This is a genomic window from Arthrobacter sp. R4-81 (assembly GCF_054792365.1).
On the sequence record NZ_CP096445.1, the window covers coordinates 2,772,717 to 2,796,454 of the forward strand.

The window sequence follows — 23,738 nt, forward strand, 5'->3', positions numbered from 1 at the left end:
GCGCATGCCCAAATGCCGTGTAGCTTTCTCTCAGATATTCCGTGTAATGGGTAAACGGACTTTATTGGGAACCCCGCACACTTCCCTTCTTCTGGAAAGTTCTCACGTGGGAAATCCCCTCTCCTCGCCCTTGAGCGCGTTCTGTTCCGTGATCCTCGCCGCCGGTCTCGTGACCGCGGCTGTTCCTGCCGCCTCCACGGCTGCACCCTCGGGAAATGTTCCCCTCATGGGAGCGTTGACGGCGGAGGACATCGCCAGCGACCAAGCGTCCTCCGAGGGAGCCGATGTTGTTGTCGAGTCCGCGACAACTCCGACCGAGCAAACGGTGGCCCATCCGGATGGCACGTTCACCAGGACCATCAGCAACGAACCGGTCCGGATGCAGTCCGGCAACGGTTGGGAGGATATCTCCACTGATCTTGTCTGGAAGGACCAGGCCGGCGTGAAGGTCCTGGCTCCCAAAATGGTGCCGGTGGGAGTGAGCCTCGGCGCCAAATCCTCCACCACGATGGCCACCCTTGATAACGGCCGCGGGCACTCAATCAAGCAGACGTGGCCCTTCGGTCCCTTGCCCGAGCCCAGAGTCGAGGGCGATACCGCGACCTACCCGTCGGTTCTTCCGGGCGTTGACCTGATCCAGATCGCCCACAGAACCGGCGTGTCCCAGGTCCTGAAAATCGCAACACCTGAGGCGGCCAAGGACCCGCGGGTGGTTGCAATGCGCATCCAGCTCGATGCCCAGAATGTTAGCGTTCGCGATGACGGAGACGGAGGGCTTTCTGCCCTCGGCAAGGACACCGGTGCTGTTGAACTCCGCACGGCTGAGGGTCAGTGGTGGGACTCATCCCAGGAAGGGGCCTCGGCCTCCGATCCGGGTGGCTCCGGCCTTGCAAGGCCGTTCGCGCTAAGCCTGGGGACTGAGAACGGGAAACAGACCCAAGTCTTCGGTATGGATGAGATTCTCAATACACCAGATCTGAAGTTTCCGTTGTTCGTGGACCCGGACTGGGGCGTGATCAGGACCTCATACGTGTACGTCGATAGCGCCTATCCGGGCGTTTCGTATTGGAACGGGCAATACACGGACGCAACGGTCCACGTCGGGTACCTTCCCTCAAGCTGGGCCCCTGACGGGGTATCGCACACGACACGCGGTTACTACCAGTTCGCTACCCAACCGATGTCCGGCAAGGTGATCCTCGCCGCACGGATGAACACCGCTTTGAAATGGTCATCGTCCTGCACCGCCACGGCGGTGGACTCCTACGTCACCGGTGGCGTCAGCCCGTCCACGACGTGGAATAACCAGCCAGGGCTGGTCGCCAAGACGGATTCCAGGAATGCAGCCATGGGCTACTCCGCGTCGTGCCCGGCAGGGACTGTGGGATTCGACATGGGCTCGGCGAAGAACATCATCTCCACTGTCGGCCAGTGGACGGTGATGTTGAGGGCAGGGAACGAAGGTGATCCCCTGGGTTGGAAGCGCTTCGGGAACGACGCTTCCATGATCGTTACCTATAACACCCCGCCCAGTACGCCGAAGCTCACCGCCATGACCGGTTGCGCCGCGAACTGTCCGGCCCCTGGGGTCCAGAACGGAATCACGCGCTTCGGCCGGCCGATCTTCTCCGTTTATGCCTCGGACCCCGACGGGGATGCCGGCGGTTCCATAGCGGTGTGGATCGCCGTTAAACGCCCGGACGGCTCCCCGGTATGGTCCATGGAGAGGGGCCCTATCAATGTTCCCGGCAGCGGCGGTACGGCAAGCTGGGCCGGAGACTGGTCCAGTGATCCGGATCTCACGACGGGGAAGTACTTCGTTGACTTCCAGATAGCGGACCAGGCCGGTTCGGTTTCATCGAAGGTCCGCTACGACTTCAGCGTCGATACCAATCCCCCAAAGGCCCCGGTCATTACGCCTCCGGCGGTCTTTGACTCAGCCCACACTGACCCGGCCGGTGTCGTGGGGCAGAACGCCTACACCTTCAGTTTGACCAATTCGGATGCCTTCGCGATCAAGGGATTCGTGTACGCCCTTACGCGCGGCGACACAGCTCCAACACTCGCGGCTAACGTCGCCTGCGATGGCAGGTTCAACGAGTTCGTCGTGGTATGCCCGGCCGATGGCCGGACGGCGACAGTCACGGTCGGCGCCACCGACTACACCAGCAGGCTGACGGTCTGGTCCTTCGACCATGCAGGAAACGTCAACACCCAGGTCAAAAGCGCCCCCGTGTCATACCTGTTCAATATGGGCAGCACTGCCCCCGCTCCTTCGCAGCTCCTGCCGGTTACAACCCTGGGCGGGGCGTCGTGGGTGGACATTGAGACCAGCAACCATGTACCTGTAGCAACTTCGTGCCAGGGCGGCCTGCCCGCAGACTCGACCGCGCCTGAACGCAGCACGGTGCTGCAGTTCAGCGCTCCGGGGCACTACGCCACCACCGTTGAACGCGCCGTGGACACCTCGCAAAGCTTCAGTGTCTCAGGCTGGTTCTGCCCAACTACACCTGTCACCACCGGGATCCAGGCGATGCTTACCCAGATGGCCGGGACAGGTTCCCAGGGCTCGGCACTGTGGCTGAACCCGGGAGGGTTCGTCGAGTTCAATACGTGGACCGGAGCCAACGGGGCCGGCCGCGAATTCGTGCAGAAGCCCGAAGCGCTGCCGGCCAACAAATGGACTTTTGTCTCTGCCGTCTACGACAGGATCAACCGGCAACTTCGCATCACCTCGACCACTACCGGATTCACGGCGACCTGGACCACGGCCATAACATCGGGGACCCACATAGCTTCCCCTTCCACTCAGCCAGTGCTGCTGGGTGCAGCCGCAGCGGGTGGGTCTGGACAGTTCAAGGGGCAGATCCTGAATCCGGTCATGACACAGGCGGTCCTCACAAAAGAGCAATTCACTCTGGCTCAAGACTCCTTCAAAGACGCGGCCGGGAACAAGACGACAGGTGTTCTGAAATGAGCAAGATATTCTTTCGAAGCATCACCGGCTACAGGACACTGGTCCTTACTGTCGGCGCGGCCGTTGCCGTGTCCGGTGCGGGACTGTTCGCCATTGTCACTGACGCTTCCAGGGACTGGACGCCACCGAAAACGGACAACGTCACTTCAGTTGACGTCAGTCCCTGGTCCGGGGACTCCACACCAGCGGCGCCCCGCCCGTTCCTTAACGGCGAGAACCCCTCAAAGACCCAGGGCAAGGTGGAGGGTACCGGCCCCGCCACCATCGAAGGCGAACCAGCCAGTGCAGCCACCCCCAAGAACGGGCTGACTATCAAGAACGCCGTCTTCGGTGGGGCGCCGATGGCGGCTCCGGCTGCAAACGAGAAGGGCTCGGGCGACTTCACAGGGCTGCCCGGGGCATCCTCCGGGGCGTGGGGCGTCACGGGCCAGACCGGTGCGTTCACGTGGAGCTACCCGTTCAGCACACGGGAGGCACCAGCCGGACCGACGCCGTCCCTGGCGTTGGCGTACGACTCATCCTCGATCGACGGGCTGACCAGCGCCACCAATAACCAGGCCTCCGTCGTCGGTGACGGGTGGTCCCTGGCCGGGACGGGCTCCATCACCCAGAGATTCGGCTCCTGCATGGACCAGGGGGTACCGGATTCCTACGACCTCTGCGGATCCCCGGCAGGTCAGCAGTTCACCATCTCCTTCGGGGGCCGCTCCGGTACGGTGATCAAGGACAAGGACGCACTGACCCCGACTTTCCGGCTGCAAAACGATGACAACACCCGTGTCGAGTACCTCACGGCCGCCGGTTCCAACGGCACTTTTGACGGCGGCTACTGGAAACTTACCGACGTCAACGGCACACAGTACTTCTTCGGAAGGAACCACCTGCCCGGTTGGGCAGCGGGCAAAGCCAGCACCAATTCAACCGACACCGTCCCTGTTGGTGCTGCCAACGCATCCCAGCCCTGCGCCGCCGGAACGTTCGCCGCATCCCTCTGCCAACAGGCCTACGCCTGGAACCTGGACTACGTCGTCGACGTTCACGGCAACTCCCAGGCCATCTACTACACGCAGGACACCAACAGCTACTCAGCCCAAGCCGGAACAGGGGCCAGGCTCAGCTATGTCCGTGCCAGCCGGCCCGTCCGGGTCGATTACGGTATGCGAACCGGAAGTGAACTGGACAGCGCAGCTCCCCTGCGTGTCGAAATGGCCTACACGGGGCGGTGCACCGGGGTTGACTGCTCAGCAGGCAATGACATCCCCTCCGGCTTCGCCTGCCAGTCCACCGGGACCTGCACGGTGTACTCACCGACCTTCTACACAGACCAGCGACTCCTCACGGTTACCACCCGGACGGCAACCAGTCCGACCGCGTATCAGGACGTTGACGTCTGGACCCTTCACCACTCGATGCCGGACCCTGGTGACCTGACCAAGCCTGCCCTCTGGCTTGGTTCCATCGACCATAAGGGAGCCAATACAGCCACAGGCGTCGGAGGGGCCATCTCGGATCCGCCGGTTGTCTTCGGTGGCCAGACATTGCAGAACCGTGTCTGGGTCGTGGACGGTCTCGCACCCTTGGACCGCTACCGGATCTCCTCGATCAAGACCGTGACGGGCGCCTCCATAGCCGTCACCTACCAGGCACCCGAATGTTCACCCAGCAACCTTCCGGCATCCCCTGAAACCAACACCAAGCGTTGCTTCCCACAATGGTGGGCACCGACTACCCCGATCGCCCAGCCCGCCAGGATGGACTACTTCCACATCTACCCGGTCGCTTCAGTGTCCACCAACGCAGGCCCGGGCGGCTCCGGAAGCCTGGACATGATCAGCCGCTACGAGTACCAGGGCACACCTGCCTGGAAGTACGCCGGACCCAAATACGTCGCAGGGGCAGGAGGATCCCAGATCACCTGGTCCGTAAACGCCGGCTGGGCCAAGGTCAAAACAATCTCCGGTAACGGCTCCTCCGGTCAGAACCCGTCAGCGGTCACGACCTATCTCCGCGGCCGCGACGGGACGCCGGCCAACAGCAGCGGGGCCATAACCTCAAGCGTGACCCTCTCGGACGGCAGCATCATTACCGATTCCCCATGGCTGGCCGGATCCGCTGTCGAAACCGAAAAATTCCTCGGCGAAAGCGGGCCTCGACTAAGCAGCACCATCACAATGCCTTGGTACTCCGAGGCGACGGCGACAGGCAGCGCCAACACACCTGCCGCCCAGGCCCGCCATATCGGCACCAAATCACAAAAGAAAATCCTGGCCAGCAGCCTCACCGGCGGCACCAGAACCACAACCAGCACGAACTACTTCGACGGACTAGGCCGGACCACCTCAGTCTCCGACAGCGGAGAAGCCGGCGGCTCCCCAGGAACCTGCACCGTCACCGCTTACGCCGACAACCCCGGGGCCAACCTGCTCGCCCTCCCCGCAACCACGAGCACGTACGCCGGCCCTTGCACCAGTACAGGCGCCCCTGCGGGAAACCTTCTCAAAGCCAACAGGACCCTTTACGACGGATCGACCGAAGCGGTCCCGGGCGCCAGTGGATACCAGGCCCCAGCCCTTGGCAACACCGCCCGGACCGACATCGCCACCGCTGTCTCCGGAACCACAGTCACCAGCTGGCAGACCGGTCCATCCACTTCCTACGACACTCTCGGTCGGCCGGTCAGTTCAACGGACAACTCAACAGGCACGGCACGGACAACTTCGGTGGCCTACACGCCCTCCTCAGGGCTGCCAACATCAGCTACCACCACCAACCCGTTGGGCTGGAAGACCAGCACCGCCTTCGAAGCTATCCGGGGCAACAAGGTCACCAGCACGGACGAAAACGGCAACGTCACAAGCTACCAGTACGACGCCTCGGGACGTGTGACCGGAGTGTGGGACCCCATGCGGCCCAAAGCCACCAACGCAGTTCCGACCGAGGCTACGGGCTACACCATCTCCCAGACAGCACCCTCCTCGGTTATTCACACCAGTATCAACGGCAATGGCGAAGCCATCAGCAGCTACGAGATCTATGACGGGCTCGGCAGGGTACGCCAAACACAAAAGCCCTCACCGGGGGGCGGCACCATCGCCGCCGATACGTTTTACAACAACAATGGTGCGAAGAGACTCGTCAACAACGACTACTACTACTCCACCAACCCCGGCGGGACCCTTATGGTCCCGAACGTGGCCGTCCCGTCCTCGGATCAGTACGACTACGACGGTGCAGGGCGCATCACCACCGTCAAGGCCCTGACCATGGATAACCAGGAACTCTGGACCACCCGGATCACCTACACAGGCGTGGACACGTCCACCACTACCGGACCGGGAAACGAACCGGCAACGCGGACCATCGTCAACACCGAAGGCAACGTCACCAGCCGTCTGCTCTACAAGGGCACTGTGGCCTCGGGAACGCCGGATGTCACCAGCTACGGGTACAACGCCCTCGGCCAGATGACCTCAATGACAGACACAGCGTCCAACCAGTGGACCTGGTCCTTCGACCCGGCCGGCCGCCAGGTTTCCGCCACGGACCCGGACACCGGCACGCTCTCCACCACCTACGACACGACAGGACGCGCTGCCTCCACCACCGACACCTTAGGCACCGTTACCTCCTACACCTACGACAACCTGGACCGCAAAACAGCAACGATTGTCACGCCAGCTGGCGGGACAACACGCACACTGCAGACAATCACCTACGACGGTGAGAAGAAGGGTCAAGTCAGCAGCGCCACGCGGTACAACGGGCCGAACTACGACCAGGCCGTCACCACAGCCGTCTCCGGGTACAACGCCGCTTACCTGCCCGGCACCACCACGACGACGCTTCCCGCATCCATCACGAATTACGCGGGAAGTTACACCACCACCCAGACGTACACCAGCACCGGAAACGTCAAAACTCAAGTCAGCCCCGCCATTGGCGGTCTGCCCGCAGAGACGCTGAACTTCGGTTATGACTCCTTCGAAAACCCGTCGTCGATTGCTAACCAGAATGGCGACACCATTGCCGGTGGCACCGAATACAGCCATTTGAACAACCTTGCGACGTTCCAGCAGTATGACCGAAACATCAACAGCACCACGGCGGACACAACCGGGCTTAACGAGCAGTACTTCTCCTGGGACGCCACCACCGGCCGGTTGGCCAACCAGTCAGCGACCAACAGGGCCAAGGGTGCCGTCGCGGACCTTGGCACGACCAGCTACACCTACACGCCGTCTGGAAAACTCACTGCCCGGGAGCTCTCCTACGCAAACCGGCCGGGAGCACCGGCTGATTACCAGTGCTACAACTACGACTACGCCTCCCGGCTCGCAGCCGTCTGGACACCCGCGGCCAAAAACTGCTCCAGCATCCCGACCCCGGCATCAACATCGGTGACCGGGCTCGGGGGGCTGGCGCCCTATGCCCAGACCTACGGCTACACACCCTCTGGTGACCGCTCCGAGGTCAAACGATTCGACGCCGCAGGTGCCCTGGCCAGCACCGAAAACTACACCTACCCCGGAGGCCCGGCCGCAGCCGGGGCGTTCGTCGCGAAGACGCCGTTCCGCCAACTGGATACCCGTAACGGAACAGGCGGGGTCACCGGGCCGGTCGGAGCCGGTCAGACCGTCAGGCTAAAAGTCACCGGCAAGGGAGGTATCCCCGCCACCGGTGTATCCGCCGTGGCACTGAACATCACCGTGACCGCCCCCACTGCTGATGGGAACATCACGGCCTACGCCGGCGGCACTCCGCAACCGTCCACCTCGAACGTGAACTTCGTTGCAGGGGAAACGACACCCAACTTCGCCATCACCCCCGTCGGGGCGGACGGAACGGTTTCCTTTACCAACAACTCCAACGGCACCGTCCATCTCATCGCGGACACCTCCGGCTACTTCCTCGCCGGTACCCCTACCGTTGCCGGGGCCTTTGATGCGAAAACCCCTTTCCGCCAACTGGATACCCGTAACGGAACCGGCGGGGTCACCGGACCGGTCGGAGCAGGGCAGACCGTCAGGCTCAAAGTCACCGGCAAGGGAGGTATCCCCGCCAGCGGCGTATCCGCCGTGGCACTGAACATCACCGTGACCGCCCCCACCGCAGCGGGGAACATCACCGCCTACGCCGGCGGCACTCCGCAACCGTCCACCTCGAACGTGAACTTCGTTGCAGGGGAAACGACACCCAACTTCGCCATCACCCCCGTCGGGGCGGACGGAACGGTTTCCTTCACCAACAACTCCAACGGCACCGTCCACCTCCTCGCAGACACCTCCGGCTACTACCTCGCCGGTACCCCCACCGATCCGGGGGCCTTTGACGCGAAAACCCCTTTCCGCCAACTCGATACCCGCAACGGAACGGGCGGGGTGACCGGACCGGTCGGAGCCGGGCAGACCGTCAGGCTCAAAGTCACCGGCAAGGGAGGTATCCCCGCCACCGGTGTATCCGCCGTCGCACTGAACATCACTGTCACCGCCCCCACCACAGCCGGGAACATCACCGCCTACGCCGGCGGAACCCCCCAACCGTCCACCTCAAACGTGAACTTCGTAGCAGGACAAACCACACCCAACTTCGCCATCACCCCCGTCGGGGCGGACGGAACGGTCTCCTTCACCAACAACTCCAACGGCACCGTCCACCTCCTCGCAGACACCTCCGGCTACTACCTTCCCCCGGCCACAGGACAACCCGGCCCGCACCGGCTCCAAAGCCTCACCTCCACCCCCGCCTCCGGAGCACCAACCACATCCACGTTTACCTGGGATGCTGCCGGGCGGATGACAGGGCGTTCAGGGCAAACCCTTGCCTACACACCGGACGGACTCATCGCCACAAGCACCGGAACCTCCACCCTCCCCGCCAATCCCAACCCATCCGCTGGGGCCGGCACCCCGCCCGCCCCAGCCGCAGGAACAGCCGGCAGCACAGGCACCAGATACTACGATGCTGGCGGAAACCTCGTCGGATTCGTCGACGGCAGCGGAACGACCGTGACGCTGGGTTCAGTCACCGCCCATTCGAGCCCAGGAGGGGTCAAAACAGCGACCTGCACGTACAGCTTCGCCGGGAAAACAGTCGCACAACGCACCGCAGCAGGCGGAGCATCTAAGCTCATGTTCCTCGTCAGCGACGGCATAGACACCGCCCAAACCGTCGTCTTACCAACTGACGGTGCAACCCTTGCAAAGGCCGTCTCCCGTTTCACCGACCCCTCCGGACTGGCCCGAGGAGCAACCCAAACCGCCACCGGCTCAGGAGCATACTCAGTAGCGCCAAAAGCCGCTACGGGGGTAGGTTCCAACGCAGCCAACCCCACAGGATTCAGCGCCATCAACGGCTACATAGCCGGTCTCGCGGACACCGCAAGTGCCCTTACCCACCTTGGGGCTAGGGACCTTGACCCCGTTCTCGGAGTATTCACCGCCCCGGACCCCCTACTGGACACAGAGAACTCCGCCGCTTTCACACCTTATGCCTACTCGGCCAACGACCCGATCAACCATTCCGACCCCTCAGGTCTCTTCTCCTGGGGCGACATCGGAAAATGGGTCCACGACAACGCTGGAACAATCGCCAACGTCGTAACGGCCGTGGTCGTCACGGCAGTCGTTGTCACTGCCGCCACCGCTTGCGTTGCAAGCGTAGTTTGCGGAATAGGCGTGGCAGTAGCGGCAGGAGCCATCGGCGCCGCCGCCGGTTACGCTGCAGGAAACGCCGTCGATGTGGCCCTGGGCAACAAGCCAGCACCCAGCCAACAGGAATACTGGTCAGGAATGGCCCAAGCCGCAGGATGGGGCGCAGCCGGCGGAATCCTCGGCGGGGCCGTAGGCGCCGTCGCTGGCAAAGCAGCCCCATACCTTGGGAGATGGATCGGGAACGCCGCAACTGCCACGAGGAATGCCGCCACCACCGCGGCACCCCGCCTCATCGCAGCCGCCCGACAAGCCGCTGCTAAAAGCGCGGAATATAGCAAGAGCCTTGGACAAAGCAATCTGGCGCGCGTCAGCATGCCGCCCTCTGCTTCTGTTCCACCTTCATCGATCCGGTTCAGCCAGACTTCTGTCAATGATGCTGCGGAAATCATAGACAGCATGAAAGCCAAGGGTTGGCGTGGGGAAGCAATCGACGCTGTGAGGATGCCTGATGGTGGGTTGACCACAGTCGATAACACACGGCTCTTAGCGGCCCACCGAGCAGGAATTAATGTGCGAGCCAATATAAGGGGTTTCGATGAACAACTATCGCCCATACAAGCCAATAGACTGACGACGAGGAAGGGGATCCCGGAGACCTGGGGAGACGCTGTGAGACTACGGATTGGAAAGCAAGGCTCTATCTATAGGAGCAAATATCCTTCGGGATCGTCAGTCACAGGATGGACGGGAAACTGATGGATAATGCGCTGTTGGCAAGAGAAGAACTACCGCCGGGCTTTGACTATCCCCCGGAGTTCCTTCGGCTTATCGAACTGGACCTGCTGACTCTGGAACCGTGGTGGGTCATAACAGGAGAGAATCTTCGGACCCGCTACGTTGGGCTGAAGGAACGATATCCGCAGCGAAGGTTGGTTCCCTTCGCCCGCCGGGAAGACAATGACGATGTGGCATGTTGGGACCTGGAAACGGGACAAGTATCGATCGTTCATGACTTTGCCTCTCCAGGTTGGGAGAGACGCGAAGAGTATGCGGATTTTTCGACATGGTTGCACGTCGCCATCGACGACATGCTTGAATTTAGATAACGCGTCCTCTGCACGAATTTTCTGATTCACTGGCTCAAAATGAAGATTGCTTTCACAACCTTCGCCACAACTGTGGCTTAAGGGAGCTGTGGAGCTACCGAATATGGAGCGCCCAAAGTGGTCGATCTTGAAAAGCTAAGCAAAGCAGTTTCACACGCGCTCCGTCATGAGCCCTGGCTCTATGAGCTTGAGCCCGATGAAGAAGGGTGGGTGCGGCTAGACGAGCTAATATCTGCCCTTCGAGCCGAAACCCCTCTCTGGTCAGGCCTGAAACTCTCCGACTTAAGAACGATGGTTGAGGGATCCGCCAAACGCCGCCACGAGATCCACGGCGACAAAATTCGAGCCTTGTACGGCCACAGCCTTCCTCAAGAGATTTCCATGTCCAGCGACCCCCCGCCAGCCGTCCTATACCATGGCACCTCCCCGTTAAGCCTAGAGGCCATACTGGCGGAGGGCCTACTCCCCATGGGGCGCCAACGCGTTCATATGTCGAAGGACATAAAGACGGCAACGTTGGTAGGAAAGCGGAAGGCCCAGCACCCAGTAATTCTAAGAATTGCGGCAGAAGCTGCGAGCCGGGAAGGAATTCAATTTCACCGCGGCAATGAGCTTGTTTGGCTAAGCGAGAGGGTGCCCCCACAGTTTATTTCCATTGAGATTCCAGAAGGTGGCGTAGATCCGTAACGCACCTTGGGGTGCGCGGCGCCGCGAGGTCGCAAGGTACTGCTATGGAACGAATCTGCTGTTAGCGTGAGACAGGGAAAGGTGCCCCTAGGGCGTGCTCTGAGTCTTCCCTGACTTGCCATGAAATATCGCTTCGAACCGCGTGACCTCGGATTAGCGTTCACGCAGCCCGCAAAGGCGTCTCGCCGAGGTGCCAAGTGAGGTTCTGCGATCCATAAAAGTCCGTCTCAAATACGATCGATTAATGAGACAAGCCGCCCAATGCCCGCCGACTTCCAAGATCCGGAGGCGACACGGATACGGGCTGTCTCGAAATGCCGTCTAACAACCGATGGTCTCACAACTGCAAATCGTTCGGGATTAAGAGAATACGGGGCCGGGCAACTCGTCACTGCCGCCTACGAAAGCTGCCTGGTCTGAGGCGCCGGACTATGCTGCTTGGTGTGATTAGGTCCGACTGACCTGTCCTACTTCGCACCGCCCATTCCGGGCCAATGGTCTATCGACTAGCGGCTTTGACCGGACACCGCCCACTTCACTGCCCCCGTTGCCTTTCGCTCGCTGTTTCCTAGTCCAGTTCGATTGCTGGACCTAAAGGTCAGGAATAGCTGGCCTTCGTGCTGCGGCATTGAATGCTGAGGGCGAACGGGTCTTCGACAAGCCATTGCCTGAGCAGGGGGTCCGGAGACACTTTCAGGGTGCCGTGCGAGCTTTCCATCATGGATGCGTTGGTCGAAGACTGATGGCTCTAACTGCGCCACGGCACACTCACCACTTTGCGTGATGCTGCCCCGTCCCTGCGTGTCCATGAACAGCCAAAGCATCATCGCTGTTTGTCATTCTGATACTCGATCATCGCTGGGCGGGCCCTCCGCGCAACCAGGGCGCCAAGCGCCGGCCGCGTCACAAAATTTCGTTCGGCGCTCCTGCGTCGCTTATCTCCTTACGAAATTTCCCGGCTTCGGCCGGTTCCCCAAGTTGCACTCCGGACCCTGATCCCAGCAGTGACTCCGTTATCAGAACGACGCCTCCATCCAATGGCCGGGATCAAGCACCGGCAAGGAGATCAAGGAAACGGAATCATGGAAACGCTCACCATCAAGTCCCCCGCAGACCTACTGAGCTTCATCGGACACACCCTCGGCTTCTGGCCCCAGGAAAGCCTGGTCTGCCTCACCCTGGACACCAGCCACATTGGCGCCACTCTCCGCGTGGACCTCCCCGGCACGACGGCGCCGAACGCACCTGCCCGCACCTCCCGATCGACCTCGCACCCGGACGCCTATGACAAAGAAGGCCCCTTGGACGAGGCAGCAGCCCTCCGTCAGAACTTTGCTCGGCGGTAGTCATGTCGTTCGACCCATGTGCCGTCAATGAATTCGTGTAGGGCAAGAAGAGAGAAGCAAGCCAGCCCTGACGAAGTGTAAAAAAGCAGATTTAAGTGTGGACAATGTCCACACCACGTTTGGCGCGACAAATGTCCTTACCGGCCCACACACCTGATATGTAGTCCTGCGTTGTCAATAGGCATGGGGAAGCGGTCCCGGGGTTGAGTTGCCTGGGACCGCTTCCCTTTGTGGCCGGGATGGGCGTTGGTGTGTGGTCAGCGTGTCGTTGGCGACGGCGCGGTCAGACTGATATGCGCGGGTTGGTTACCGCAGGACGAAGTGTTCGGCTGGAGGTTACCGCTGGTCTAGCAATGACGGGCGTGGCCATTCCGGTTGCCCATAGGTGTATCGCGGGTTTACTCCACGCGCTGCAAGGACCACTCACGACTTTCACTTCCCGGGTTTTTCCTTGCCCCCTGGATCAGGGGCCGGAAGCTGTCGAGCGGGGGCCGACTTCGGCCTGATGTGCGCCGGTGGCCAGGGACCAGCACCAGCCGGCGAGCTCGCGGGCGACGGCGACGTTGGCGATGACCGGACGCTTACGGCGTTCGAGGTAGCCGATCCAGCGGTTGTGCAGGCGCCGGTTCCCGGCATGGCCGCGGATCCGTGCTTCGGAACTGGCTTCTTCCCACCGGGACCGCATCAGCCGTGACGGGTTGTCGTATGGTCTGCGGTGGTGCCAGGCTGCCTCGACGAGCAGCCGGCGGGCGTGTGTGTTGCCGGTTTTGGTGATGGAGCCCAGAGACCGGGACGCTCCCGATGAATGCTCTGCCGGGACCAGCCCGAGGTAAGCCCCGATCGTGGCGCCGGTAAAGCGATGCCAGTCACCGATCTCCACAGCCAATCCGAAGGCAGTCAGGGTCGAGATTCCCCGCAGGCACTGCAGCGCCCGGACAACGGATGTGTATTCGCTCCCGTACGCCATCGCAGTGATCGCCTCATCGAGGCGGTCGCGGCGGTCCGAGATCTCGTGCATCGCCTCAAGAGAAGACTCGTAGGTCAGTTGCCGGGCAGGGGCATCGAAATGCTGCCGGGCCAACCAGAGCTGATGGGTTCCGGTCCAGGCCTGCCCGCCCGAATACACCATGCCCTGGCGAAGCAGGAGCTTGGAGATCCGGTGCCGGGACCGCATCAGATCCCCGCGGACATCTTCCCGGGCGCGCACGAGGTCCCGCGCCGCTTCCTGGTCCGCTGACGGGATCCTGACCGACGTAATCTCGCCGAGTTTCAGCAGCCGGGCCAGATGGAGTGCGTCCTTGGCATCGGTCTTCACTCGGTCCCCGGACGGGCGCTGGAGTTTGGACGGAGCCGCGACCACCGTGTCGATCCCCGCCGCGAGCAGGAACCGGGCCAGACCGAAACCCGTCGGGCCGGCCTCGTAGACCACCCTCACCGGGGTAGGCAGGGATACGATCCAGGCAAGAATCTCGCCATGGTCCGGAGTCATCCGGTGCGGAATGACTTCACCGGTCTGCCCGTCCAACGCGCATGCGACAACGGTACGGGCATGGACATCCAAGCCAACGCTTGTACGCTCGAACATAGCTGGAACCTCCAATTTTCAAATGTGGCTCTACCTGTCCGCCAAGTGTGGCAGGCAACCCACGCCTTGCTTTGAAAAGGAGGTTCCAGCCCCTTCGGGCCACACTTCCTGGTCCTTCTGGCAGAGGCCATCAGCGCCGGGACCAGGATCCGGAACGCCACTACACTTTTACAAGCGCCCCCACGAACCTGGCGATCCGGATCCGCCCCGGCGACAATGGCATTCAGAAGGACCGCCCCTCGGCAGCGAGCCCCTCCTGCCTCATATCGTCTAGACGAGTGGGAGCAGGCAGTCAGGAAGAAACTTTAGAAAAAGTTGCCCCAAGTCATGTCATCAAGATAGGCGCGGACCATGAACAGGAAAGCGGCCAACCAGGCCCGCCACAACCAAGAAAGGAACCGCATAAACCCAGCCACAGCAGGCGGAGGACCCACCAGCCAGGACCCTGAACCCGCCACCGACATACCTGAATAGGCCAAGCGGCGGCCAGCCCACAGCCCGCACACCAGCGTCAGAGGCACACCACCACAAGCTTTGTACACACGTTAAAGCAAAAATCCCCTCTGACGAGGGGATCTGCTGTGCCCGAGGTGGGACTCGAACCCACACACCTTTCGATACCGCATTTTGAGTGCGGCGCGTCTGCCAATTCCGCCACTCGGGCGCGGATCACACCGAAGTAACAATCGTAGTCTCAACGCGAGGGTGAGAGCAACGCGATAACTTCCAGTGCGCGGAATTACTCTACATGCAGATAGGCTGAATTCCAGAATCGCGCCAACGCCGCCGCAACGAACCATGTACGTCCGAGTACTGGCGGGAGCGCAACCTAAAATGGTCATGTTCCCGCCGTACCTTTCCAAGGAGATCCCGTGTCAGAACAGACGGAGTCAAACCCCACATCCCAGCCGGCGCGCAGAGTTGTAGTCGCGGAAGACGAAACACTCATCCGCCTCGACATCATCGAGATCCTGCGCGGCGAAGGCTACGACGTCGTCGGCGAAGCGGACAACGGCGAAAAGGCAGTGCAGCTCGCAGAGGAACTGAAGCCGGACCTCGTCCTGATGGACGTCAAGATGCCCGTCATGGACGGCATCTCCGCCGCCGAAAAGATTGTCAAGGCCAGGATCGCCCCGGTGGTCCTGCTCACGGCCTTCAGCCAGAAGGAACTCGTGGAGCGTGCCCGCGACGCCGGAGCCATGGCCTACGTGGTCAAGCCCTTCACCCCCGCTGACCTGATCCCCGCCCTGGAGATCGCGCTGTCCCGCCACGAGGAGATCAAGGCCCTCGAAAGTGAAGTATCCGACCTCCAGGAGCAGTTCGCCACCCGCAAGCTCGTAGAGCGCGCTAAGAGCCTCCTGACCACCAAGATGGGCCTCACAGAACCGGAAGCTTTCCGCTGGATCCAGAAGACCTCCATGGACCGCCGCCTGAGCATGCGCGAAGTGGCCGAAACCATCATCAACCAGGTCAACTAAACAGCATCAGACTAAAACAACTAAGGAGGGTCCCCGCCAATTGGCGGGGACCCTCCTTAGTTGTTTAGCGCCGACACCGCAAAGGTATCAGGCCTTCTGCTTCCGCTCCGGCCACGGGCCCAGCTTCTCCTTGTTGCTGACCGCTTCGCCCTGGCGTGGGGTGTCGGCGAGGTCGCCTACCTTGTGAACCTTCAGGGAGTTGGTTGAACCGGCTTTTCCGGGAGGGGAACCGGCAGCGATGACCACGAGGTCGCCGTCGTCCACCAGTTCCATGTCCAGCAGACTGCGGTCAACCTGGGCAGTCATTTCATCAGTGTGGCCAACCATCGGCACGAGAACGGGCTGGATGCCCCAGGTGAGTGCCAGCTGGTTCCAGACGTGCTCCACTGGAGTGAACGCGAACACCGGCTTGATGGGGCGCAGACGGGAAAGGCGGCGTGCGGAGTCACCGGACTGGGTGAACGTACAGATGTACTTTGCTTCCAGCTGATCGGCGATTTCGACGGCGGCACGCGTGATGGCGCCACCACGGGTCTTGGGTTTGGTACCGAGCGGAGGAACGCGCTCGAGTCCGTGAACCTCGGTGGACTCGATGATGCGGGCCATCACCTTGACGGTTTCGATCGGGTACTTGCCAACGCTGGTTTCGCCGGAAAGCATGACTGCGTCGGCGCCGTCGAGCACTGCATTGGCGCAGTCGGAGGCCTCCGCGCGGGTGGGGCGCGGGTTGTCGATCATGGATTCGAGCACCTGCGTGGCGACGATGACCGGCTTGGCCCAGCGTCTTGCCAACTCGATGGCGCGTTTCTGCACGATGGGCACTTCCTCGAGCGGCAACTCAACGCCGAGGTCACCACGGGCAACCATGATGGCGTCGAAGGCGTCGATGATCTCGTGAAGCTGGTCCACGGCCTGCGGCTTCTCGATCTTGGCGATGACCGGCACACGGCGGCCTTCTTCGTCCATGATTTCGTGAACGCGCTTGATGTCGGAGGCATCACGAACGAAGGAGAGGGCAACCAGGTCCACTCCACGGCGCATCGCCCAGCGGAGATCGTCTTCGTCCTTTTCGCTCAAGGCGGGAACGTTGACGGCAACACCGGGCAGGTTGATTCCCTTGTTGTTGGAGACCATGCCGCCGACAGTCACCTGGGCGACCACCTTGACGTCGTCGACCTCAATAGCGCGCAGGGCCACCTTGCCGTCGTCGATCAGCAGCGCATCGCCCACGTTGACGTCATCGGTGAGGCTCTTCAGCGTGGTGGAGCAGATGTCCTTGGTACCAGGGACGTCCTCGGTGGTTATCGTGAAGGTGTCCCCCACGTGCAGCTCGTGCGGTCCGTCGACAAAACGGCCCAGGCGGATCTTCGGACCCTGGAGGTCAGCCATGATCGCGACGGCCTTGCCGAGGTCCGCAGCGGCCTTGCGCACGTTCTCGTAGGTATTGTCGTGCACGGTGTAATCGCCGTGGCTCATGTTCATCCGGGCCACGTCAACGCCGGCTTCCAGCACCGCGAGGGTGTTCTCATAGCTGGAAATAGCCGGTCCGAATGTGGCAACAATTTTTGCGCGTCTCATATGCCTACCCTAGTAGTGTGTTGCGTTGATTAAGCTGTCGCGGAGATGAATTTCCGCTGCCCGCGGATGTGGCTACAGAACGGCGATTGCCCGGTCTGTCGGAGCCACAGGAGCGGGAAGGATGGTGCTTCCCATCAGGAATTTGTCCACAGCTGCCGCGCACGCACGGCCCTCTGCGATGGCCCACACGATGAGTGACTGCCCGCGCCCGGCGTCTCCGGCAACAAACACACCGTCGGTGTTGGTCATGTAGTAGCCATCGCGGGCCACGTTGCCGCGTCCGTCGAAATCCGCGTGGACCTGCTCGGTAATACCGGCCGGTTCCGGACCCGTGAAGCCCAAGGACAGGAACACGAGGTCTGCGGGGATAACCCGCTCGGTTCCGGCCTTCGGGAGGCGCTTGCCGTCGACGAATTCCGTCTCCGCAACCTTCACGCCCGTCAGCTTGCCGTTCTCGCCGACAAACTCAACCGTGGAGGCCAGGTACGTACGTTCCCCGCCTTCTTCGTGGGCACTTGCCACTTCGAAGAGTGTGGGAAAGGTGGGCCAGGGCTGGTGCCCCGCACGCTCGGCCGGCGGCTGCTTGCCGATGGCGAGCGTGGTCACGGAGGCTGCCTGGTGACGGTGAGCCGTGCCGAGGCAGTCAGCGCCGGTGTCTCCACCGCCGAGGATCACCACGTGCTTGCCCTTGGCATGAATCTGGTTCTCCACGGCCTCCCCTGCAACCACGCGATTGGCGGGGACAAGGTAATCCATGGCGAAATGAACGCCCTCGAGTTCCCGGCCGGGGATGCGCAGGTCGCGGGGAACGGTGGCACCCGTGGCGATAACGACGGCGTCGTAGCGGCGCCGGAGCTGTTCCCAGGTCACGTCGACACCGACTGCAACGCCTGTCCGGAAGCGCGTACCCTCGGCCTTCATCTGCTCAAGACGGCGGTCAACCTGCTCCTTCTCCATCTTGAAGTCGGGGATGCCGTAGCGGAGCAGTCCGCCGATCTTGTCGTCGCGCTCGTACACAGCCACAGTGTGGCCAACCCGAGTGAGCTGCTGCGCAACCGCAAGGCCTGCCGGGCCGGAGCCGACCACTGCCACAGTCTTGCCCGTGAGCCGGGCAGGGGGCAACGGATTGACCCAGCCGTTGTCGAAGGCCTCATCGATGATGGAGACTTCCACCTGCTTGATGGTCACGGCGGGCTGGTTAATGCCCAGCACGCATGACGCCTCACAGGGAGCGGGGCACAGGCGGCCGGTGAATTCGGGGAAGTTGTTGGTGGCGTGCAGCCGCTCAATCGCTTCCTCGCCCTTGTCCCGCCACATGAGGTCATTCCACTCGGGAATCAGGTTGCCGAGGGGGCAGCCCTGGTGGCAGAACGGGACGCCGCAATCCATGCAGCGCCCGGCCTGGCTTTTGAGGACACCCTTTTCCTGGGCCTCGTAAACTTCCTTCCAGTCCATGATGCGGACGGGAACGGGACGGCGTGGCTGAGTCTCACGCTGGCGTACTTTTAGAAATCCGCGTGGATCAGCCACCGGTCACCTCCAGGATTCGAGACCATACTTCTTCGCCGTCGGGGTCCAGGCCCTCTTCGATGGCGTCAAGACGGGTTTGCAGGACGGCCGCGTAATCACGCGGCAGCACTTTGGTAATACGGGCAGCGGTGTCGTCGAAGTTCTCGAGCAACCGCTGGGCAAGGAGGGATTCGGTCTCCTCGACGTGCTTGACCAGCAGTCCGTGCACAATGTCACGGTCCTCTGCGTCCAGCTCGCGGAGCTGCAGCTCCCCCGACTCCAGGGCGTCCTTGTTGACGCGGGCGACCTGGAGGTCCAGCACGTAGGCCGTTCCGCCGGACATTCCGGCGCCGAAGTTCCGCCCGGTCCGGCCGATGATCAGGGTCTGGCCACCGGTCATGTATTCGCAGCCGTGATCGCCGATTCCCTCGACGACGGCGGTGGCACCGGAGTTCCGCACCAGGAAGCGTTCGCCGACCTGGCCGCGGAGGAACATTTCACCGCTGGTGGCGCCGTAACCGATCACGTTGCCGGCAATGACGTTCCGCTCTGCCTGGAAGATGTTGCTGCGGTCCGGTCGCACAATGATGCGTCCGCCCGAGAGACCCTTGCCGACGTAGTCGTTGGAGTCCCCGTACATGCGCAGCGTGATGCCGGCAGGCAGGAACGCGCCCAGTGATTGCCCGGCGGTTCCCTTCAGGCTGATGTCGATCGTGTCGGTAGCAAGGACGTCGGTACCGAAGGTCTTGGTCACAACGTGGCCCAGCATCGTTCCGACCGAGCGGTCAGTGTTGATGACGTCGAGCGAGATCCTGACCGGGCTGCGGTCAGTAAGAGCCTCGGTGGCCATGGTGATCAGTCGCTGGTCGAAGTGCTTGTCCAGCTCGTGGTTCTGGCCGGTCAGGTTACGCAGCGGCGCGTCGTCGTCGAACTCGAGGCCGTGCAGGATCGGATCCAGGTCCAGGCCTTCGGCCTTCCAGTGGTTGATGGCTTCACGGGTGTCCAGCATCTCTGCATGGCCGATCGCCTCTTCCAGGCTGCGGAAGCCAAGCTCCGCAAGGATCTCACGGACTTCCTCAGCCAGGAACTCGAAGAAGTTCACCACGAACTCCGGCTTGCCGTTGAAGCGGGCGCGGAGCTCGGGGTTCTGGGTAGCGACACCCACCGGGCAGGTGTCCAAGTGGCAAACGCGCATCATGATGCAGCCGGATACCACCAGCGGAGCCGTTGCGAAGCCGAACTCCTCGCCGCCGAGCAGCGCGGCGATCACGACGTCGCGGCCAGTCTTGAGCTGGCCGTCCACCTGGACCACAACGCGGTCGCGGAGGCCGTTGAGCATCAGTGTCTGCTGCGTCTCAGCAAGCCCCAGTTCCCAGGGAACACCGGCGTGCTTGAGCGAGTTCAGCGGCGAGGCGCCGGTACCGCCGTCGTGACCGGAAACCAGTACGACGTCGGCCTTCGCCTTCGTTACACCGGCGGCAACCGTGCCGATCCCCACTTCGGAGACGAGCTTGACGTGAACCCGGGCCGAGGGGTTGGCGCGCTTCGCGTCATAAATGAGCTGGGCGAGGTCCTCGATGGAGTAAATGTCGTGGTGAGGGGGCGGCGAAATGAGGCCGACACCAGGGGTGGAGTGCCGTGTCCGGGCAACCCAGGGGTAGACCTTTTGCGCCATCAGCTGGCCGCCTTCGCCGGGCTTGGCACCCTGCGCCATCTTGATCTGGATGTCGTCAGCGTTGGTGAGGTAAAGGCTTGTAACACCGAAACGGCCTGAGGCGATCTGCTTGACCGCGGAACGGCGCTCCGGATCCAAGAGGCGGTCAACGTCCTCGCCGCCTTCACCGGTGTTGGACTTTCCGCCCAGCCGGTTCATGGCGATGGCAAGCGTTTCATGCGCTTCCTTGGAAATGGATCCGTAGCTCATCGCGCCGGTGGAGAAGCGCTTGACGATGCTCGAAACGGACTCCACTTCCTCAAGCGGCACCGCCGGACGCAGCCCTGACTTGAACTTCAGGAGGCCACGGAGGGTCATGAGGTTCTCGGACTGGTCGTCCACGCCCTTGGTGTAGGACTTGAAGATGTCATAGCGCCGCTCACGCGTGGCGTGCTGTAGGCGGAAGACCGTCTCCGGGTTGAACAGGTGGGGTTCGCCGTCGCGCCGCCACTGGTATTCGCCGCCGCCCAGCAGGGGCTGGTGCGGCAGTTCGATGCCGTTCTCCGGGTAGGCCATCTGGTGGCGGGCCGAAACTTCCGCCGCGATGACGTCCAGCCCGACGCCGCCCAGCTGGGAATGCGTTCCGGAAAAGAATTCGTCCACGAGTTCCTGGCCAAGGCCCAGGGCCTCGAACGTCTGGGCTCCCGTGTAGGAGGCCACAGTGGAGATTCCCATCTTGGACATGATCTTCAGGACGCCCTTACCGAGGCCCTTGATGAGGTTGTAAACGCCGTCCTGCGGAGTGACACCGAGGACGTCGCCGGAGCTGATGAGCTGCTCCACGGATTCCATGGCCAGGTACGGGTTGACGGCCGAGGCACCGTAGCCGATCAAAACGGCAACGTGGTGCGTCTCGCGGACGTCGCCCGCTTCGACCACGAGAGCGGTCTTTGTGCGGTTGGCGCTGCGCAGCAGGTGGTGGTGCACAGCACTGACCAGCAGCAACGACGGGATGGGGGCCCACTGCGCGTTCGAGTCACGGTCAGAAAGGACGATGTACTGCACACCGCGGTTGATGGCACCCGAAACCTGCTCGCAGATTTCAGTGAGCCGGGCACGCAGCGCGTTTTCGCCGCCCTCGGGCCGGTACAGCCCGCGGACCTTCATGGCAACCCTGTCGCCGTCGGGGCTTTCGATGTTGGCGATCTTGGCCAGCTGATCGTTGTTGATCACCGGGAACGGCAACTGAACCTGCGGCTGCCGGACCTGCTTTGTGTCCAGCAGGTTTCCGTTGGGGCCGATGGCACACGTCAGGGACGTGACCAGTTCTTCACGGATGGCATCCAGCGGCGGATTGGTGACCTGGGCAAAGGACTGCACGAAGTAGTCGAACAGCAGGCGCGGCCGCTTGGACAGAACAGCCACAGGGGTGTCGGAACCCATGGCACCGAGAGGCTCGGCTCCGGTGCGCGCCATGGGGCCGAGCAGGATCTTCAGCTCTTCGGTGGTGTAGCCGAACGTGCGTTGGCGGATGTTGACGGAGGCTGCGGTGTGGACCACGTGCTCACGCTCGGGAAGATCCTTGAGGTCAATGAGGTTGTCCTTGACCCACTCGGCCCAGGGATTGGCGGCGGCTACCTCGGCCTTGACCTCGGCGTCGTCGATGATCCGGCCCGCGTCGGTGTCCACGAGGAACATCTTGCCGGGAGAAACGCGGCCCTTTTTGACCACCTTGGAAGCTTCGACGTCGATGACGCCTACCTCGGAGGCGAACACAATCAGGCCGTCCTCGGTGATCCAATAGCGGCCGGGGCGCAGGCCGTTGCGGTCCAGCGTGGCGCCGACCAGGTTGCCGTCAGTGAAAGACACGGCTGCGGGGCCGTCCCACGGTTCCATCAGGAGGGAGTGGTACTCGTAGAACGCCTTGCGGGCGGGATCCATGGTGGCGTGGTTTTCCCAGGCCTCCGGGATCATCATCATGATGGAGTGCGTGATGGGGCGGCCGGAGAGCCACAACAGCTCGGCTACTTCGTCAAATGAAGCGGAGTCGGAGGCACCCGGGGTGCAGATGGGATACAGCTCTTCGGGGGCATCCCCCAGCAAGGGGTTGGCCAGCTGGGACTGGCGGGCACGCATCCAGTTCCGGTTTCCCTTGACCGTGTTGATTTCGCCGTTGTGGGCGATGGTGCGGAAGGGCTGTGCCAACGGCCACGAGGGGAACGTGTTGGTGGAGAAGCGCGAGTGGACGATCGCCAGCTTCGTCTTGAATCGCTTGTCCGACAGATCGGGGTAGAACGGCTCCAGCTGGGCGGTGGTCAGCATGCCCTTGTAGACGATGGTCCGGGACGAGAACGACGGGAAGTACACACCGAACTTGTTCTGGGCGCGCTTGCGGATCCGCCAGGCACGCGCATCGAGTTCGTTGCGGTCCAGCTGCTCGCCGGTGCTGGAGGCAAGGAAAGGCTGGGAGAAGTACGGCATGCAGGCACGGGCCATGGCACCCACCAGATCAGCCACGATGGGAACCTCGCGCCAGCCAAGGACTGTCAGGCCCTCATCTGCAGCAAGCCCTTCAATACCGGCCTTGGCAGCGTCCGACTCCCGCTGCTCGGCGGGGAGGAAGGCTGTACCCACGATGTACTGCCCGGGAGCGGGAAGTTCGAAGTCAGTGACAGCGCGGAAGAACTCGTCCGGCACCTGCATCAGGAGGCCGGCGCCGTCGCCGGTACCTTCATCCGCGCCCACGGCGCCACGGTGCTCCAGGTTACGCAGGGCAGTCAGTGCAGCATCAACAATGTCGTAGCCGGGTTCACCGCGGAGCGTAGCGATAATGGCGAGGCCGCAGGCGTCCTTCTCTTGCTCAGCGTTGTACAGACCGCCGGACGCCGGCAGCATGGCGAACCGCTTGAACGGCGACATGGCCGCCTGGGACTGGCTTGGTTCTGACCAGTTGGGGCTGTGAAGAGTTTGGGTCATGGGAGACGTCCTTCCTCCTGATCGTGCGTATGGAAGGGACAACGTTGGCCCCACTTTGCGCACCACTGTGATGGGAACAACAAAGTGTTAGTACTTGGAATTGTAGGCCAGAGGGCCCTGCTCAACTAACAGTTACGCAGGTCCCAGACCCGGGCTTGACCGGTCAGCAGCTGTGTGCTGACAGGGCGGGCC

Annotated in this window: 10 protein-coding genes and 1 tRNA gene; 6 read left to right on the forward strand and 5 right to left on the reverse strand. The window is 62.3% G+C overall.

Annotated features, from left to right (window positions below; genetic code table 11):
* Positions 1–106: 106 nt before the first annotated feature.
* The 5 genes from M1E05_RS12975 to M1E05_RS12995 all read left to right on the forward strand — a co-directional run bounded on the left by M1E05_RS12975 (position 107) and on the right by M1E05_RS12995 (position 12,766).
* Positions 107–2,977, forward strand: coding sequence for a LamG-like jellyroll fold domain-containing protein (locus M1E05_RS12975; RefSeq protein WP_461163201.1), 2,871 nt, complete (start codon positions 107–109; stop codon positions 2,975–2,977).
* A complete protein-coding gene (locus M1E05_RS12980; protein ID WP_461163202.1) occupies positions 2,974–10,383 on the forward strand; it encodes an RHS repeat-associated core domain-containing protein in 7,410 nt (2,469 codons plus the stop codon). Before M1E05_RS12975 ends, M1E05_RS12980 begins: the two co-directional genes overlap by 4 nt.
* Positions 10,383–10,733 carry a hypothetical protein gene (locus M1E05_RS12985; RefSeq protein WP_461163203.1) on the forward strand — a complete coding sequence of 117 codons (351 nt, stop codon included), beginning with the start codon at positions 10,383–10,385 and terminating at the stop codon, positions 10,731–10,733. The genes M1E05_RS12980 and M1E05_RS12985 overlap by 1 nt, the downstream gene beginning before the upstream one ends.
* Before the next feature lie 117 nt (positions 10,734–10,850).
* The gene (locus M1E05_RS12990) at positions 10,851–11,420 is read left to right on the forward strand and encodes an RNA 2'-phosphotransferase (RefSeq protein WP_461163204.1); all 570 of its coding nucleotides are present in this window, start codon (positions 10,851–10,853) and stop codon (positions 11,418–11,420) included.
* A gap of 1,082 nt (positions 11,421–12,502) precedes the next feature.
* On the forward strand, positions 12,503–12,766 hold the full coding sequence (locus M1E05_RS12995) for a DUF4192 family protein (protein WP_461163205.1): 264 nt from the start codon (positions 12,503–12,505) through the stop codon (positions 12,764–12,766).
* 463 nt (positions 12,767–13,229) lie between these two features.
* Here the strand turns inward: M1E05_RS12995 and M1E05_RS13000 are convergent, their stop codons facing one another.
* Both M1E05_RS13000 and M1E05_RS13005 read right to left on the reverse strand, forming a co-directional pair.
* Positions 13,230–14,351 (reverse strand): IS110 family RNA-guided transposase, encoded by a 1,122-nt coding sequence (locus M1E05_RS13000; protein ID WP_461163206.1) that lies wholly within the window; start codon positions 14,349–14,351, stop codon positions 13,230–13,232.
* A gap of 582 nt (positions 14,352–14,933) precedes the next feature.
* A tRNA-Leu gene (locus tag M1E05_RS13005) sits at positions 14,934–15,015 on the reverse strand.
* A 208-nt stretch (positions 15,016–15,223) separates the two neighbouring features.
* On the opposite strand from M1E05_RS13005, the gene M1E05_RS13010 reads away from it, so the two are divergent.
* Complete coding sequence (locus M1E05_RS13010; RefSeq protein WP_247044559.1) at positions 15,224–15,829, forward strand: ANTAR domain-containing response regulator; 606 nt, start codon at positions 15,224–15,226, stop codon at positions 15,827–15,829.
* A gap of 87 nt (positions 15,830–15,916) precedes the next feature.
* Here M1E05_RS13010 and pyk read toward each other — a convergent pair whose 3' ends face one another.
* The 3 genes from pyk to gltB form a co-directional block, all read right to left on the reverse strand.
* Positions 15,917–17,407 (reverse strand): pyruvate kinase, encoded by a 1,491-nt coding sequence (pyk, locus tag M1E05_RS13015; RefSeq protein ID WP_458114339.1) that lies wholly within the window; start codon positions 17,405–17,407, stop codon positions 15,917–15,919.
* Positions 17,408–17,479: 72 nt separating this feature from the next.
* Positions 17,480–18,937 carry a glutamate synthase subunit beta gene (locus M1E05_RS13020; RefSeq protein WP_458114340.1) on the reverse strand — a complete coding sequence of 486 codons (1,458 nt, stop codon included), beginning with the start codon at positions 18,935–18,937 and terminating at the stop codon, positions 17,480–17,482.
* Complete coding sequence (gltB, locus tag M1E05_RS13025) at positions 18,930–23,546, reverse strand: glutamate synthase large subunit (protein ID WP_458114341.1); 4,617 nt, start codon at positions 23,544–23,546, stop codon at positions 18,930–18,932. Before gltB ends, M1E05_RS13020 begins: the two co-directional genes overlap by 8 nt.
* Between the last annotated feature and the right edge of the window lie 192 nt (positions 23,547–23,738).

Bases quoted from the DNA above. Each gene is read 5' to 3' on its own strand.
- gltB (WP_458114341.1), bottom strand. From the start codon at position 23,546: ATGACCCAAACTCTTCACAGCCCCAACTGGTCAGAACCAAGCCAGTCC.
- M1E05_RS12995 (WP_461163205.1), top strand. From the start codon at position 12,503: ATGGAAACGCTCACCATCAAGTCCCCCGCAGACCTACTGAGCTTCATC.
- M1E05_RS12980 (WP_461163202.1), top strand. From the start codon at position 2,974: ATGAGCAAGATATTCTTTCGAAGCATCACCGGCTACAGGACACTGGTC.
- M1E05_RS12985 (WP_461163203.1), top strand. From the start codon at position 10,383: ATGGATAATGCGCTGTTGGCAAGAGAAGAACTACCGCCGGGCTTTGAC.
- M1E05_RS13000 (WP_461163206.1), bottom strand. From the start codon at position 14,351: ATGTTCGAGCGTACAAGCGTTGGCTTGGATGTCCATGCCCGTACCGTT.
- pyk (WP_458114339.1), bottom strand. From the start codon at position 17,407: ATGAGACGCGCAAAAATTGTTGCCACATTCGGACCGGCTATTTCCAGC.